Here is a 15,104-nt window from a genome sequence, read left to right on the forward strand (position 1 = left end):
CAATCAAGCGGTGCGCGAACCCGGCCGCGCAAAAGGAAAAGCCGGTGCATCAGGCACCGGCTTCAGGGTCATGCATTACACAGCCAGCATGCAGGCGTCGTCAGGTCGACGAGCTGATGCGATCAGGCCGTGGCAGGCGCGTTGGTCGGCGCCACCGGCGAGCCGCCCGGAGGCGTGCTCCCGCCACCGTTCGGGCCCGACACACCGCGCGGCGGACGCGGCGGCTTGCCGGCCATGATGTCGTTGACCTGGTCGGCGTCGATGGTTTCCCACTCCATCAGCGCGTTGGTCATGGCCTCGACCTTGTCGCGGTTATCTTCGAGCAGGCGCTTGGCCAGCGCGTATTGCTCGTCGATGATGCGGCGGATCTCGGCGTCGACCTTCTGCTGCGTGGCTTCCGACACGGTCTTCGAAGACAGCTTGCCGAACATGCCGTCCTGCTCGGTATCCACGTAGACCATGGCGCCGAGCGAATCGCTCATGCCGAAGCGGGTCACCATGTCGCGGGCGATCTTGGTGGCGCGCTCGAAGTCGTTGGACGCGCCGGTGCTCATGGCGTTGAGGAAGACCTCTTCCGCCGCGCGGCCGCCGAAGAGGATAGCGACCTCTTCCAGCATGCTGTCCTTGTACTTCGAATACTTGTCATGCTCGGGCAGCTGCCAGGTCACGCCCAGCGCCCAGCCACGCGGCATGATGGTGACCTTGTGCACCGGGTCGGCCTTGGGCAGCAGCTTGGCCACCACCGCGTGGCCCGACTCGTGGTAAGCCGTGGCCCGGCGCTCTTCCTCGCGCATGACCGTCGACTTGCGCTCCGGACCCATGTAGATCTTGTCCTTGGCGTCCTCGAAGTCCTGCATGTCGACCACGCGCTTGTTGCGGCGGGCGGCAAACAGCGCGGCCTCGTTGACCAGGTTGGCCAGGTCGGCGCCCGAGAAACCCGGGGTACCACGCGCGATCACCGAAGCGTCGACGTCGTTGCCGATCGGCACCTTGCGCATATGGACCTTCAGGATCTGCTCGCGGCCGCGGATGTCCGGCAGGCCCACGTAGACCTGGCGGTCGAAACGGCCCGGACGCAGCAGCGCCTTGTCCAGCACGTCGGCACGGTTGGTCGCGGCAATCACGATCACGCCCGAGTTGGCCTCGAAGCCGTCCATCTCGACCAGCATCTGGTTCAGGGTCTGCTCGCGCTCGTCGTTGCCGCCGCCCATGCCGGCGCCACGATGGCGGCCGACCGCGTCGATTTCATCGATGAACACGATGCAGGGGGCCTGCTTCTTGGCGTTCTCGAACATGTCGCGGACACGCGCCGCGCCCACGCCGACGAACATTTCAACGAAGTCGGAACCCGAGATGCTGAAGAACGGCACCTTGGCCTCGCCGGCGATGGCACGCGCCAGCAGCGTCTTGCCGGTACCCGGAGGGCCGACCAGCAGCACGCCGCGCGGGATACGGCCGCCCAGCTTCTGGAATTTCTGCGGATCCTTCAGGAAGTCGACCAGTTCGACCACTTCTTCCTTGGACTCGTCGCAGCCGGCCACGTCCTGGAACGTGACGGCGTTCTGGTTCTCGTCGATCAGGCGCGCACGCGACTTGCCGAATGAGAATGCGCCGCCTTTCCCGCCGCCTTGCATCTGGCGCATCATGTAGAACCAGAACACGATGATCAGCAGGGTCGGTCCGAGGTAGTACAGGGCCTGGACCAGCACGTTGGGTTCGTCATCCGCCTTGCCGGTCACCTGGACGCCGTACTTCATCAGGTCGCCGACCATCCAGATGTCGCCCGGCGAGATGATGGTGTACTTGGCGCCTTCCTTCGGCGAGACCACCAGGTTGCGGCCCTGCACGTCGACACGCGACACCTTGCCGTTCTTGGCGTCATCCATGAACTGCGAATAGGTGACGCTGTCCTGCGCACGGGGCTTGTCGAACTGCTTGAAGACGGTAAACAACACCAGCGCGATCACGAGCCAGATTGCCGCCTTTTGAAACAGGTTGTTATTCAAGGCCGAACTCCTTTGCAATTGCCTTGCCAACGGATAGCTGCATTGTAATGCAGCGCCCGCCCTCGGGGGGAAACAGCGAAACTATGACGCCGATAGCCGCGGGTGGGGCACTTTTGCCCTCTTATTTTGCCCTGGCCTGATCGGATTCAGTTAATCCACCGCCTTCAGGTAGCGCCCAAGGATAAAGGTTTCGGAAGATTTGTCGCGTGACGCCTTGGGCTTGCGCTTCGCGACCACTTTGAACTGCCGTTTGAACTTCTCCACGATCTGGCTGTAGCCGCTCCCGTGGAAACACTTTACCAGCAATGCGCCTTCCGGCTTCAAATGGGCCTGCGCAAACTCAAGGGCCAGATCGCACAAGTACTCGATCCGGGCCGAATCGGCGGAGGCCACACCTGACAAATTGGGGGCCATGTCGGAGATAACAAGGTCGATCTTGTCGCCGCCGGAGGCTTCCAGCACCAGTCTTTCGAGTTGCCGGAACACCTCTTCCTCGCGGAAATCGCCCTGGATAAAAGTGACGTCAGCGACAGGCTCCATCGGCAGGATATCGATCGCCACCACCGCGCCGTCGATCTTCCCGTCCTTGGCCCGGGTCGACGCAGCCAGCTTGTTGCGTGCGTACTGGCTCCAGCTGCCCGGGGCGGCGCCAAGGTCGACGATGACCTGCCCCGGGCGGATCAGCTTGTCCTGCTCGTCGATTTCCTTGAGCTTGTAGGCGGCGCGGGCACGGTAGCCCTCCCGTTGCGCCATCTTTACGTACGGGTCGTTGATGTGGTCGTGCAGCCACGAATGGTTGAACTTGTTCTTTGCCATGCCAGATCCAGCCTGTTGCCTGCCCCGGCACGCGGCGTGCGCCGCATGCTCAAGGTTTTTCTACTGTTTTGATGATTTTGCCGCCCGACAGTGCCGGATTGACGGATAATACGCGCCAATTCGCGCTCCGCCCGCCTGCCGAACCGGCATCTGCCGGGCCCGCCGCGCACCAAACTCCAGCGCCACCGGCGCCAACCTATGCCTGCACTACAACTGATTCCCGCCCAGCGCTCCGAACTGCGCTCCCGTGCCCATGCCCTGAACCCGGTCGTCATGGTCGGCGCCGAGGGCCTGACCCGCGCCGTACTGGCCGAAATCGACCGCAGCCTGGCTGCGCACGACCTGATCAAGATCCGCGTGTTCGGCGATGACCGCGACGCGCGCATTGCCATCTACGAAGAAATCTGTGACGCGCTGCACGCCGCGCCGATCCAGCACATCGGCAAGCTGCTGGTGGTCTGGCGCCCGGGCGAGGCACGCCTGAAGGAAAACCAGCCGGATAGCCTGGGCCGCCTTGCCCCGGCCCGCCGTGGCGGCGCCGCGCCGCGCACGGTGACGGTCAAGAAGCCCAGCGCCGCACCGAACCGTCGCCCGACCCGCAAGGAAGTGACCGTACTCGGCAACGAGCGCGTCACGGCCGGCGGCAACGTCAAGCGCGCGCGCGCGCGGCCGACCAGCCAGAAGAAGAAAGCCCTGGGCTGATCCGCCCGCTGCTTCTATTGCGGCCACCGCCAGGTGGCCGCAGCACTCCACTCACTCCCCGGCCGAACGCGGCGCCGAAGCGCGCCACACCAGCACCAGCGCGAGCAGGCTTTGCAGCAGGTAGAAAGCACTCGACGCGCCGTGCAGCATGCCGAACTGTGCCCGGTAAGGCGATTCCGAAACCCCCAGCCCCAGCGCCTGCGCCTTTTCCTTCAGGCTCCCCATGAACGGCTGGATGCCGAAGTAGCCGACCAGTACGCAGCACAGCATGCCGAGCACCAGCCAGCGCAGGCTGCGATAGCGGTTGGCGCCGCGGCGGATCATCACGTTGCACAGCACCAGCTGCAGCACGCCGATGGTCACGCCGATGATGGCTTCGGTATGAAACAGGTGACCTGCGATCATGCCAGCCATCTCGCGGCTGGGCAGTACCGAGAACAGCGTCGGCGCCACCATGTAGCCAACCGTCCACAGGCTGCCCGCCCACACCACCGTCAGCAGCAGGAATAGCCGGTGCGGCAGCGGCGGCAGGCTGTTATAGGAAGAAGAGAACACGTGCCGGTCTTTCCGGGGGCCGGATGGCGGGCGAGCGCCATACCCGGCCCGACCGGCCTCAGATATAGCGGACGGTAATGACTTCGTACTCGCGCTCGCCGCCAGGGGCCAGCACGGTGGCGACGTCGCCTTCGAACTTGCCGATCAGCGCACGCGCGATCGGCGAGCTGACCGAGATCTTGCCGGTGTCGAGGTCGGCCTCGTCATCGCCCACGATCTGGTAGCTGACCGGCCTGCCGGACTCCAGGTCTTCCAGGTCAACGGTCGCGCCAAAGACGATGCGGCCGTCGGTATCCAGCTGGGTCGGGTCGATGACCTGCGCGGTCGACAGCTTGGACTCCACTTCCAGGATGCGGCCTTCGATAAAGGCCTGCTTTTCCTTGGCAGCGTCGTATTCGGCGTTTTCGGAAAGGTCGCCTTGAGCGCGTGCTTCGGAGATGGCATTGATCACCGCCGGACGCTCGACAGCCTTGAGGCGCTGCAGCTCTTCCTTGAGCAGTTCGGCGCCACGCTTGGTAATCGGAATGGTGCTCATGTCTTCGTTCAACAAAAAAATGAGCCGCAGCGGAGCAGGAGCCATCCTGGCAATACCTGCCAGGGCACTTCCGCTCAACCGCGGCTTTCAGACAGGACCGAAGGGCCGCACACTGCATGCACTGGTGCCAGGCCGATTCGATCGATGAATTTGACGTAGTTTAGGCCAAGAAGCCCGCCGGCATCAACACCGGCGGGCTTCCGGGCCTTGCCGTCCCTTTGACCGGACGCGAGCGCCCGGCGGGATGGCAATGTGCAGCGTGGCTTACGCCAGCGTGCCGTGCAGGCCTTGCAGGTCATAGACCTCCAGGCTCTGCATGTGCTTCAGGCCCTCCACCGCGGCGCTGGCGCCGGCGATGGTGGTGTAGTAAGGCACGCGGTTGGCCAGCGCCGAGGTACGGATCGAACGCGAGTCCGCGATCGCGCCGCGGGTCTCGTCGACGGTGGTGAACACCAGCGCCAGGTCGCCGTTCTTGATCATGTCGACGATGTGCGGACGCCCGTCCTTGACCTTGTTCACCACCTTGACCGGGATGCCGGCGGCCTCGATGGCCGACGCGGTGCCGCGGGTGGCGACGATCGGGTAGCCCAGGTCGTGCAGCATGCGGGCCACGGCAACCGCGCGCGGCTTGTCGCTGTCCTTCACGGTGATCAGCACGGTGCCCTTTTCCGGCAGGCGCGAACCCGCTGCCAGCTGGCTCTTGAACAGTGCCTCGCCGAAGGTCTTGCCCACGCCCATCACTTCACCGGTGGAGCGCATTTCAGGTCCGAGGACCGGATCGACACCCGGGAACTTGTTGAACGGGAACACGGCTTCCTTGACGCTGTAGTACGGCGGCACCACCTCGTCGGTAATGCCCTGCTCGTCCAGCGACTGGCCGGCCATGCAGCGCGCGGCGATCTTGGCCAGCTGCATGCCGGTGGCCTTGGACACGTACGGCACCGTACGCGAAGCGCGCGGGTTCACTTCGAGCACATAGACGGTGTCGACACCGTTGTTATGCTGGATAGCGAACTGCACGTTCATCAGGCCGACCACGTTCAGCGCCTTGGCCATGGCGGCGGTCTGGCGCTTCAGTTCGGCCACGGTCTCGGCCGACAGCGAGTACGGCGGCAGCGAGCAGGCGGAGTCGCCCGAGTGCACGCCGGCCTGCTCGATGTGCTCCATCACGCCGCCGATGTACACGCGCTTGCCGTCGCTCAGGGCGTCGACATCGCACTCGATAGCGTCATTCAGGAAGCGGTCCAGCAGCACCGGGGAGTCATTCGACACCTTGACGGCCTCGCGCATGTAGCGCTCGAGGTCGCGCGGCTCGTGCACGATTTCCATCGCGCGGCCGCCCAGCACGTACGACGGGCGTACCACCAGCGGGTAGCCGATCTCTTCGGCCAGGCGCAGCGCTTCGTCCTCGGCACGCGCGGTGCGGTTGGGCGGCTGGCGCAGGCCCAGGTCCTGCAGCAGCTTCTGGAAGCGCTCGCGGTCTTCCGCGGCGTCGATCATGTCGGGGCTGGTACCGATGATGGGCACGCCGTTGGCTTCCAGGTCCAGTGCCAGCTTCAGCGGGGTCTGGCCACCGTACTGCACGATCACGCCGACCGGCTTCTCGATCGCGACGATCTCCAGCACGTCTTCCAGCGTCACCGGCTCGAAATACAGGCGGTCCGAGGTGTCATAGTCGGTCGACACGGTTTCCGGGTTGCAGTTGACCATGATGGTCTCGTACCCGTCTTCGCGCAGCGCCAGCGCGGCGTGCACGCAGCAGTAGTCGAATTCGATGCCCTGGCCGATCCGGTTCGGGCCGCCGCCCAGCACCATGATCTTCTTCTTGTCGGTCGGGTTGGCTTCGCACTCGCCATGCTCGGCCTCATAGGTCGAGTACATGTAGGCGGTGTTGGTGGCGAACTCGGCCGCGCAGGTATCCACGCGCTTGTAGACCGGGCGTACCTTGTGGGCGATGCGCGCTTCGCGCACGGCGCGGGCGTCGGTCTTCAGCAGCCTGGCCAGGCGGCGGTCGGAGAAGCCCTTCTGCTTCAGGTGGCGCAGTTCGGCGGCCGACAGGCTTTCCAGCGTGCGTGCCTTGACCAGGCCTTCGGTCTTGACGATGTCTTCGATCTGGGCCAGGAACCACGGATCGATATCGGTCTCGCTGTAGACCTCTTCCAGCGACATGCCGATGCGGAACGCATCGCCGACATACCAGATGCGGTCCGGACCCGCTTCGCCGATTTCCTCGACGATCTCGTCGCGGTCGGTCGACTTCTCGTCCAGGCCATCCACGCCCACTTCCAGGCCACGCAGCGCCTTCTGGAACGATTCCTGGAAGGTGCGGCCCATCGCCATCACCTCGCCCACCGACTTCATCTGGGTGGTCAGGTGGCTGTCCGCCTGCGGGAACTTCTCGAAGGCGAAGCGCGGCACCTTGGTGACCACGTAGTCGATCGACGGCTCGAACGACGCCGGCGTCGCGCCGCCAGTGATCTCGTTCTTCAACTCGTCCAGCGTGTAGCCGACGGCCAGCTTGGCCGCGACCTTGGCGATCGGGAAGCCGGTTGCCTTGGAGGCCAGCGCCGACGAACGCGACACGCGCGGGTTCATCTCGATGACGATCATGCGACCGTCCTTCGGGTTGATCGAGAACTGCACGTTGGAGCCGCCGGTGTCCACGCCGATCTCGCGCAGCACGGCCAGCGAGGCGTTGCGCAGGATCTGGTATTCCTTGTCGGTCAGGGTCTGGGCCGGGGCCACGGTGATCGAGTCGCCGGTGTGGATGCCCATCGGGTCCAGGTTCTCGATCGAGCAGATGATGATGCAGTTGTCCTTCTTATCGCGGACGACTTCCATCTCATACTCTTTCCAGCCCAGCAGCGATTCCTCGATCAGCAGCTCGCGCGTCGGCGACAGGTCCAGGCCGCGCTTGCAGATCTCTTCAAATTCCTCGCGGTTGTAGGCGATGCCGCCGCCCGTGCCGCCCAGCGTGAACGACGGACGGATCACGATCGGGTAGCCGGCGGTGCCGGTTTCCTGGGCGATGCGGCCCTGCACGGCCACGGCTTCGTCCATCGAGTGGGCGATGCCGGACTTGGCCGAGCCCAGGCCGATCTTGGTCATCGCGTCCTTGAACTTCTGGCGGTCTTCGGCCTTGTCGATGGCCTCGGGCGACGCGCCGATCAGCTCGACCTTGTACTTGTCCAGCACGCCGTGGCGGTGCAGGTCCAGCGCGCAGTTCAGCGCGGTCTGGCCGCCCATGGTCGGCAGGATCGCGTCGGGGCGCTCCTTCTCGATGATGCGCTCGACCACTTCCCAGGTGATCGGCTCGATGTAGGTCACGTCGGCCGTGGCCGGGTCGGTCATGATGGTCGCCGGATTCGAATTGACCAGGATGACCTTGAAGCCTTCTTCGCGCAGGGCCTTGCAGGCCTGGGCGCCGGAATAGTCGAACTCGCACGCCTGGCCGATGATGATGGGGCCCGCGCCGATGATCAGGATGCTCTTGATGTCTGTGCGTTTTGGCATTGCACGCTCTCTTTATGGGCCGGCCCGCTTGCATGCGGGCCGCGCCGGTAATCAGGGAATCCGTCGGGATTCGAAAATGTCAGTCTGTCCGCCGCTGCGGTTAGTTCATGGTGGCCGTGGCCAGCTTGGCGCCGAAGCCGATGAACATCGCGCCCACCCCGCTCGACATGCCCGCCGACAGGCGCCGGCGGCGCCGGAACGCATCGGCCAGCGTCGCGCCCACGAAAATGATCGTGGTCAGGTAGGCGAAGCTGCATAGCTGGGCAACCACACCCAGCACGGAGAACGACAGCGCCGGATAGGCGAAGGCCGGATCGACGAACTGAATGAAGAACGAAATGAAGAACAGGATCGCCTTCGGGTTCAGCAGGCTGATCAGCAACGCCTTGCGGAACGGGTCGGACTGGTCGGCCTTGCCCACGGGCGCAGTCGCGGCCGCATCGCCGCGCGCGGCCCAGTTGCGCACCGCGCCGCGCAGCATGCTGAAGCCGATCCACGCCAGGTAGGCCGCACCGATGTACTTCACCACGTAGAACAGCGCCGGGCTGGCCTTCAGCAGCGAGGCCACGCCCGCCGCCGACAGCACCATCAGCACGAAATCGCCCAGGAACACCCCGCACGCGCCCTTGTAGCCGGCGCGCACGCCGCGCTGCGCCGCCACCGACAGCACGTACATCGAGTTCGGCCCCGGCAGCAGCACGATAAAGATCGTGCCGAGCAGGTAGGTCCAGAAATCGGTGATGCCGAAGGCGGTTTGCATGAAGGCGTTCATGGGATGTCCCTTGGTCCAGCGCTGTTCCGGTCGCGCTTACTTGCGCGCGTCGGTCATGTGCTGGATGAAGCGGTCGAACAGGTAAGCCACGTCGTTCGGGCCAGGCGAGGCTTCCGGGTGACCCTGGAAGCAGAACGCCGGCTTGTCGGTCAGCGCGAAGCCCTGCAGCGTGCCGTCGAACAGCGACACGTGGGTCACGCGCGCGTTGGCGGGCAGCGTGTCGGCATCGACCGCGAAACCGTGGTTCTGCGACGTGATCATCACGCGGCCATCCTCCAGGTCCTTGACCGGGTGGTTGGCGCCGTGGTGGCCGGCCTTCATCTTCAGCGTCTTGGCGCCGACGGCCAGGGCCATGATCTGGTGGCCCAGGCAGATGCCGAAGGTCGGGATGCCGCGCTCGATGAACTCGCGCGTGGCGGCGATGGCGTAGTCGCACGGCTCCGGGTCGCCGGGGCCGTTGGACAGGAACACGCCGTCCGGATTCAGCGCCAGCGCGTCGGCGGCGGTGGCCTGGGCCGGCAGCACCGTCACCTTGCAGCCGCGCTCGGCCAGCATGCGCAGGATGTTGAACTTGACGCCGTAGTCATAGGCAACCACGTGGAACTGCGGCTTGTCCTGCTTGCCGTAGCCTTCGCCCAGCGCCCACTCGGACTGGGTCCACTCGTACGGTTCCTTGACCGAGACCACCTTGGCCAGGTCCATGCCGGCCAGGCCGGGGAACGAGCGGGCCAGGTCGATGGCCTTCTGCACGTTGTCCTCGCCGGCCAGGATGCAGCCGTTCTGGGCGCCCTTCTCGCGCAGGATGCGGGTCAGCTTGCGGGTATCGATGCCGGCGATCGCCACCACCTTTTCCTGCTTCAGGTAGTGCGCGAGGGTGTGTTCCTTGCGGAAATTGGAGGCCAGGATCGGCAGATCCTTGATGATCAGGCCGGCGGCATGGACTTTCGTGGCTTCGACATCCTCAGGATTGACACCGTAGTTGCCGATATGCGGATACGTCAGCGTGACGATCTGCCGCGAATAGCTCGGGTCGGTGAGGATTTCCTGGTAACCGGTGATGGCGGTGTTGAACACCACTTCACCGATGGTATGGCCGGAAGCGCCAATGGAATAGCCACGAAAGACCGTGCCGTCTGCTAGCGCGAGAATGGCGGACGGAAAAGACGGTAACACGGGTAGGCTCCTGCTGGACTCACCCCGTGACCGACCAATCGACGCCTCGTGCCTCCCAGGCTGGATCCGTGACGTCGGCAGCGGCATTGCGCCGATGCGGTCGGATCCGGTCGCGGCATGCTCTTTGCATCACATCAGGTGCGAACGGCAAAGGCGGCGCGGATGGGGGCGGCGGAAGGTGGAAAGCGGTTGGCGCTAGGGTGAAGGGTTCTGAAAGCGAAACTTTTGAATTATATCCCGCGCCACCCAATTTCTCAAGTTTTCAAGGACTTGCATCACACGGGCGCCGCCGCGGGCACCCGGCCCGCCGGTGCCCGCGCCCAGGTCCGGCGGTGTGCAGACCCCGTTACGCATCCGGCGGCACGACCGCCGTCACCTCGATTTCCACCTTGGCGCGCGGCTCGACGAGGTCGGCCACCTCGACCGCCGTCATCGCCGGAAAGTGCCGGCCAATGATGGCGCGGTAGTGCTGGCCGATCGCCCCATAGGCACCGACATATTCCGCCTTGTCCTTCACATACCAGGTCATGCGCGCGATATGTTCAGGCTTCGCCCCGCCGGCGGCCAGCACGTCGACCACATTGCGCAGCGCCTGCGCCACCTGCAGGCCGAAATCGTCGGTCTCGAACTCGCACTTGCCGTTCCAGCCGATCTGGCCGCTGACAAAGAGCAGGCGGCTGCCGGCCTGGATCTCGGCCATCATGCCGTTGGCGTAGCCACGCGGGGGCGCCCAGTCGGGCGGCTGCAGGATTTTCATGGTTGATGTCCTTTTGCTTTCTGATTGATGGATCGGGAATTCGGTCGGGAATGCGGTAGCCGGCCAGTCAGGCCGTTGCCACCAGGTAGGCCGCCATGGCCTGGCGCACGGCCTCCGGCAACGGCTGCGGCGCGATCGAGCCGGTGTCGACGCAGACCAGCCGCTGCGTCACTTCCATGCGGGTATCGTCGTGCGGGCCGGCAAAGCGGATCGCCAGCGTGAAGCTGGACTGGCCGAGCTTGAGCACGCGCAGTTCGCGCGTGAGCACCTCGCCCAGCCGGCTCGGCGCCAGGAAGCGGCATTCCAGCTCCGCGGTCGGCACGCCGGCCCGGCCCTCGCCGTGCATGACGTCGAAGGGCCAGCCCAGCGCTTCGCCGAACCAGTCTTCGATGAAGTCGTTGAGCATCTCGAAGTAGCGCGGGTAGAACACGATCCCGGCCGCGTCGCAGTGCTTGAAGCGCACCAGGACGGTGCTGCGGAAGACCGGGCTCATGATTTGCTCCCACCGTGGTTGCCGCCATTGCCCTGCTCCGCCATCTGGCGCAACCGGAAGCGCTGCAGCTTGCCGGTCTCGGTGCGCGGCAGCGCCGGCACGAACTCGATGCGGCGCGGATACTTGTACGGCGCGATCTGGCGCTTGACGTAGTCCTGCAGCGCGGTGCGCGTGGCGTCGTCCGCGGGCACGCCCTCGCGCAGCACCACGTAGGCCATGACCACCTGCCCACGCCCGTCGTCGGGTGCGCCGACCACGCCGCACTCGGCCACCGATTCGTGCTGCATCAGCGTGCTCTCCACCTCGGGGCCGGCGATGTTGTAGCCGGCCGAGATGATCATGTCGTCGGAGCGCGCCTGGTAGAAGTAATAGCCGTCTGCGTCGACCGTGAAGGTATCGCCCGGCAGGTTCCAGCCCGCCTTCACGTAGTTGGCCTGGCGCGGGTCGTCCAGGTAACGGCAGCCGGTCGGGCCCTGCACCGCCAGCTTGCCCACCTGCCCCGGAGGCAGCGGCCGCATCTCGTCGTCGACGATCTGCGCCACGTAGCCGGGCACCACCTTGCCAATGGCACCCGGCCTGACCTCGGCACCGGCGCTGGAGATAAAGATATGCATCATTTCGGTGCCGCCGATGCCGTCGGTCATCTCGATGCCGGTAGCGGCCTTCCAGCCTTGGCGCGTGGCGTCCGGCAACGCCTCGCCGGCCGATACGCTATGCCTCAGGCTGGAGATATCGAAGCGCGGCGCCAGCGCCGCCATCTGCCGGTAGAACGTGGGCGCGGTGAAGACGATGGTGGCGCGGAAGTCGTGGATCAGCTCCAGCAGCGATTCCGGCGTGAGCTTCTCCGCCAGCACCGTACTGGCGCCGATGCGCAACGGAAAGCACAGCATGCCGCCCAGCCCGAACGTGAAGGCGATCGGCGGCGTGCCGCAGAAGATATCGTCCGGCACGGAGCGCAGCACATGGCGCGGGAACAGGTCGCACATGGCCAGCACGTCGCGGTGGAAATGCATGGTGCCCTTGGGCTGTCCGGTGGTGCCGCTGGTGAAGGCAATCAGGCAGATATCGTCGCTGGCGGTGTCGCAGGCATCGAAGCTGTCGGGCTTGCCCGCCATCGCGGCTTCCAGCGAACCCTCGCCGGTGCCGTTGAAATACAGCGCGCGCGCCAGGGTCGGGCAATGGTATGCGCCGCCGGGGCGCTGGTTGGCGTCGAGGTCCTCGCGCAGCCGCGCATCGCACAGCGCCGCGGTGACCTGCGCCTTGTCGATGACCTGCTTCAGTTCCCTGGCGCGCAGCAGCGGCATGGTCGGCACGGCAATCAGGCCGGCCTTGATGGTGGCGAGCCAGCTTGCGGCCATCATCAGGTTGTTGGGCCCGCGCAGCAGCACACGGTTGCCGGGCACCAGCGCCATGTCCTCGACCAGCACATGGGCGATGCGGTTGACCAGCGCCGCCAGTTGCGCGTAGGTGACCGTCTCGATCTGGCCCGCCTGGCCTGCTTGACTCGCAGGGCGATGGCGAATGGCGATGCGCTCGCCGCGACCTTCGCGCACGTGGCGATCGACCAGTTCCACCGCGCAGTTCATCCGCGCCGGGTAGTCAGTGTCGGCATTGAAGCGGAACACCGGCCACTGCTCGGGCGGCGGCAGGCGGTCGCGGGCGAAGGTATCGAGGTGGGCGGTGGTCGCCATGGCTTGTCTCCTGTCTGCTCTGTCGGTACGGCAGTTCCGGTCGGATGGCTCAGGCCTTCCGGCCGGCCAGTGTTTCGCGGGCGATGATCAGCTTCTGCACCTCGGTGGCGCCTTCATAGATGCGCAGCGAGCGGATCTCGCGGTACAGGCTTTCCACGCGCGTGCCGACCTTGACGCCGAGGCCGCCGAACATCTGCACCGCGCGGTCGATGACCTGCTGCGCGTTCTCGGTCGCGACCATCTTGGCCATCGCCGCTTCGCGCGTGGTGCGCTCTTTCCTGACGTCGCGCAGCCAGGCCGCGCGATAGGTCAGCAGCGCGGCCGCGTCGATGGCCGTTGCCATGTCGCCGATGGCGGCCTGCGTCAGTTGCAGGTCGGCCAGCACGCCGCCGAACATCGGCCGCTCGCAGGCACGCGCCAGCGCATCGTCCAGCGCGGCGCGCCCGAAGCCCAATGCAGCCGCCGCCACCGAGGCGCGGAAGATGTCGAGCGTCATCATCGCCACCTTGAAGCCCTGCCCCGCCTCGCCCAGCCGGTTGCCGACCGGCACGCGGCAGTTGTCGAAGCGCAGCGTGGCAAGCGGGTGCGGCGCGATCACGTCGATGCGCTCGGCGATGGTCAGGCCCGGCGTGTCGGCATCGACCACGAAGGCCGAGATGCCGCGCGCGCCCGGCGCTTCGCCGGTGCGCACGAACACGCAATAAAAGTCCGCGATGCCGCCATTGGAGATCCAGGTCTTGGTGCCGTCGATCACATAGTGCTTGCCGTCTTCCGACAGCCGCGCGCTGCATTGCATCGCCGCGACATCGGAACCGGCCTCGGGCTCGGACAGGGCAAAGGCGGCGATCGCTTCGCCGCGCGCCACGCGCGGCAGGTATTGCGCGCGCAACGCTTCGCTGCCGGCAATCGAGATCGCGCCCGAGCCCAGCCCCTGCATCGCGAAGGCAAAGTCGGCCAGGCCGTCATGGCGCGCCAGCGTCTCGCGCAGCAGGCACAGCGAGCGTGAGTCGAGCGCGGGCAACGCGCCACCGTGCGTGGCCGGCACGCAATAGCGCAGCCAGCCCGCTTCGCCGAGCTGGCGCACCAGGGCGCGGCAGGCGGCATCGGCATCGCCGTGGTCGACATGCAGGTGCTGCGCGCACCAGGCGTCAAGCTCGCGCTCCAGCGTGCGGTGCGCGTCGTCGAACAGCGGCAGGTCGAGATAGGTCTTGTCTGACATCGCGGCTCCCTGGCTCAGTCGCCTTCGAACACCGGCTTCGATTTGGCCACGAAGGCATCGTAGGCGCGGCGGAAATCGCGCGTCTGCATGCAGATGGCCTGGGCTTCGGCTTCGGCTTCGATGGCCTCGTCCAGCCCCATGTTCCATTCCTGGTGCAGCAGCTTCTTGGTCACGCCGTGGGCGAAGGTCGGCCCGGCGGCGAGCTGCGCGGCCAGTGCCTGCGCCTGTGCCAGCACGGCCTCGGACGGATGCAGCGCATTGAAGAAGCCCCACTGCAGCCCCTCCTCCGCGTTCATGGCGCGGCCGGTATAGAGCAGCTCGCTGGCACGCCCCTGTCCGATCACGCGCGGCAGCAGCGAGCACGCGCCCATGTCGGCGCCAGCCAGCCCAACGCGCACGAACAGGAACGCGGTCCTGGCTTGCGCCGTGCCCAGCCGCATGTCCGAAGCCAGCGCCATCATCGCGCCCGCGCCGGCACAGATGCCGTCGACCGCGCTGATCACAGGCTGCGGGCACGCGCGCATCGCCTTGACCAGGTCGCCGGTCATGCGCGTGAAGTCGAGCAGTTCGGGCATGGTCATCTGCGTCAGCGGCCCGATGATCTCGTGCACGTCGCCGCCCGAGCAGAAATTGCCGCCGGCGCCGGTGACCACCACCGCCTTGATGTCGCTGGCGTAGCACAGCGCGCGGAACAGGTCGCGCAGCTCGGCATAGGAGTCGAACGTCAGCGGGTTCTTGCGCTCCGGCCGGTTCAGCGTGATGGTGCCGACCTTGCCGTCGTCGGACACCGACCACAGGAAGTGCCGCGGTTCGTAGCCGGCAAAGCTGCGCTTGTGGTGGCGCATGTCGAGTGCGATTTCAGTCATGGTTCT

At 65.9% G+C, this 15,104-nt stretch carries 13 protein-coding genes; 1 reads left to right on the forward strand and 12 read right to left on the reverse strand.

Features of this window, described 5'->3' with window-relative positions:
* Nucleotides 1-122: 122 nt before the first annotated feature.
* Both ftsH and IPF36_RS31715 read right to left on the reverse strand, forming a co-directional pair.
* Nucleotides 123-2,006 (reverse strand): ATP-dependent zinc metalloprotease FtsH, encoded by a 1,884-nt coding sequence (ftsH, locus tag IPF36_RS31710; protein WP_133096095.1) that lies wholly within the window; start codon nt 2,004-2,006, stop codon nt 123-125.
* 150 nt (nt 2,007-2,156) lie between these two features.
* Nucleotides 2,157-2,822 carry an RlmE family RNA methyltransferase gene (locus IPF36_RS31715; RefSeq protein WP_195431983.1) on the reverse strand — a complete coding sequence of 222 codons (666 nt, stop codon included), beginning with the start codon at nt 2,820-2,822 and terminating at the stop codon, nt 2,157-2,159.
* Between the two features lie 198 nt (nt 2,823-3,020).
* Here IPF36_RS31715 and IPF36_RS31720 point away from each other — a divergent pair, with 198 nt between their 5' ends.
* On the forward strand, nt 3,021-3,524 hold the full coding sequence (locus IPF36_RS31720) for a YhbY family RNA-binding protein (protein WP_133096093.1): 504 nt from the start codon (nt 3,021-3,023) through the stop codon (nt 3,522-3,524).
* Nucleotides 3,525-3,575: 51 nt separating this feature from the next.
* Here the strand turns inward: IPF36_RS31720 and IPF36_RS31725 are convergent, their stop codons facing one another.
* The 10 genes from IPF36_RS31725 to IPF36_RS31770 all read right to left on the reverse strand — a co-directional run bounded on the left by IPF36_RS31725 (nt 3,576) and on the right by IPF36_RS31770 (nt 15,098).
* Nucleotides 3,576-4,079: a DUF4149 domain-containing protein gene (locus tag IPF36_RS31725; protein WP_133096092.1), complete on the reverse strand. Its 504-nt coding sequence runs from the start codon at nt 4,077-4,079 to the stop codon at nt 3,576-3,578.
* 58 nt (nt 4,080-4,137) lie between these two features.
* A complete protein-coding gene (gene greA, locus IPF36_RS31730) occupies nt 4,138-4,614 on the reverse strand; it encodes a transcription elongation factor GreA (RefSeq protein WP_063238187.1) in 477 nt (158 codons plus the stop codon).
* A gap of 264 nt (nt 4,615-4,878) precedes the next feature.
* Nucleotides 4,879-8,127: a carbamoyl-phosphate synthase large subunit gene (gene carB, locus IPF36_RS31735; protein ID WP_195431985.1), complete on the reverse strand. Its 3,249-nt coding sequence runs from the start codon at nt 8,125-8,127 to the stop codon at nt 4,879-4,881.
* A gap of 100 nt (nt 8,128-8,227) precedes the next feature.
* Nucleotides 8,228-8,899: a leucine efflux protein LeuE gene (gene leuE, locus IPF36_RS31740; protein ID WP_133096090.1), complete on the reverse strand. Its 672-nt coding sequence runs from the start codon at nt 8,897-8,899 to the stop codon at nt 8,228-8,230.
* A 36-nt stretch (nt 8,900-8,935) separates the two neighbouring features.
* On the reverse strand, nt 8,936-10,072 hold the full coding sequence (gene carA / locus IPF36_RS31745) for a glutamine-hydrolyzing carbamoyl-phosphate synthase small subunit (protein WP_133096089.1): 1,137 nt from the start codon (nt 10,070-10,072) through the stop codon (nt 8,936-8,938).
* 346 nt (nt 10,073-10,418) lie between these two features.
* Entirely contained in the window at nt 10,419-10,829 is a 411-nt protein-coding gene (locus tag IPF36_RS31750; RefSeq protein ID WP_133096088.1) for a RidA family protein, read from the reverse strand.
* 67 nt (nt 10,830-10,896) lie between these two features.
* Nucleotides 10,897-11,322 (reverse strand): thioesterase family protein, encoded by a 426-nt coding sequence (locus tag IPF36_RS31755; RefSeq protein ID WP_133096087.1) that lies wholly within the window; start codon nt 11,320-11,322, stop codon nt 10,897-10,899.
* Nucleotides 11,319-13,013, reverse strand: coding sequence for an AMP-binding protein (locus tag IPF36_RS31760; RefSeq protein WP_195431987.1), 1,695 nt, complete (start codon nt 13,011-13,013; stop codon nt 11,319-11,321). The genes IPF36_RS31755 and IPF36_RS31760 overlap by 4 nt, the downstream gene beginning before the upstream one ends.
* Before the next feature lie 49 nt (nt 13,014-13,062).
* Nucleotides 13,063-14,232, reverse strand: coding sequence for an acyl-CoA dehydrogenase family protein (locus IPF36_RS31765; RefSeq protein ID WP_135705535.1), 1,170 nt, complete (start codon nt 14,230-14,232; stop codon nt 13,063-13,065).
* Between the two features lie 14 nt (nt 14,233-14,246).
* The gene (locus IPF36_RS31770) at nt 14,247-15,098 is read right to left on the reverse strand and encodes an enoyl-CoA hydratase family protein (RefSeq protein WP_133096084.1); all 852 of its coding nucleotides are present in this window, start codon (nt 15,096-15,098) and stop codon (nt 14,247-14,249) included.
* Between the last annotated feature and the right edge of the window lie 6 nt (nt 15,099-15,104).

Origin of the sequence: Cupriavidus sp. IK-TO18 (genome assembly GCF_015549295.1) — a bacterium.
In the GTDB taxonomy this organism is placed as follows: Bacteria; Pseudomonadota; Gammaproteobacteria; order Burkholderiales; family Burkholderiaceae; genus Cupriavidus; species Cupriavidus oxalaticus_A.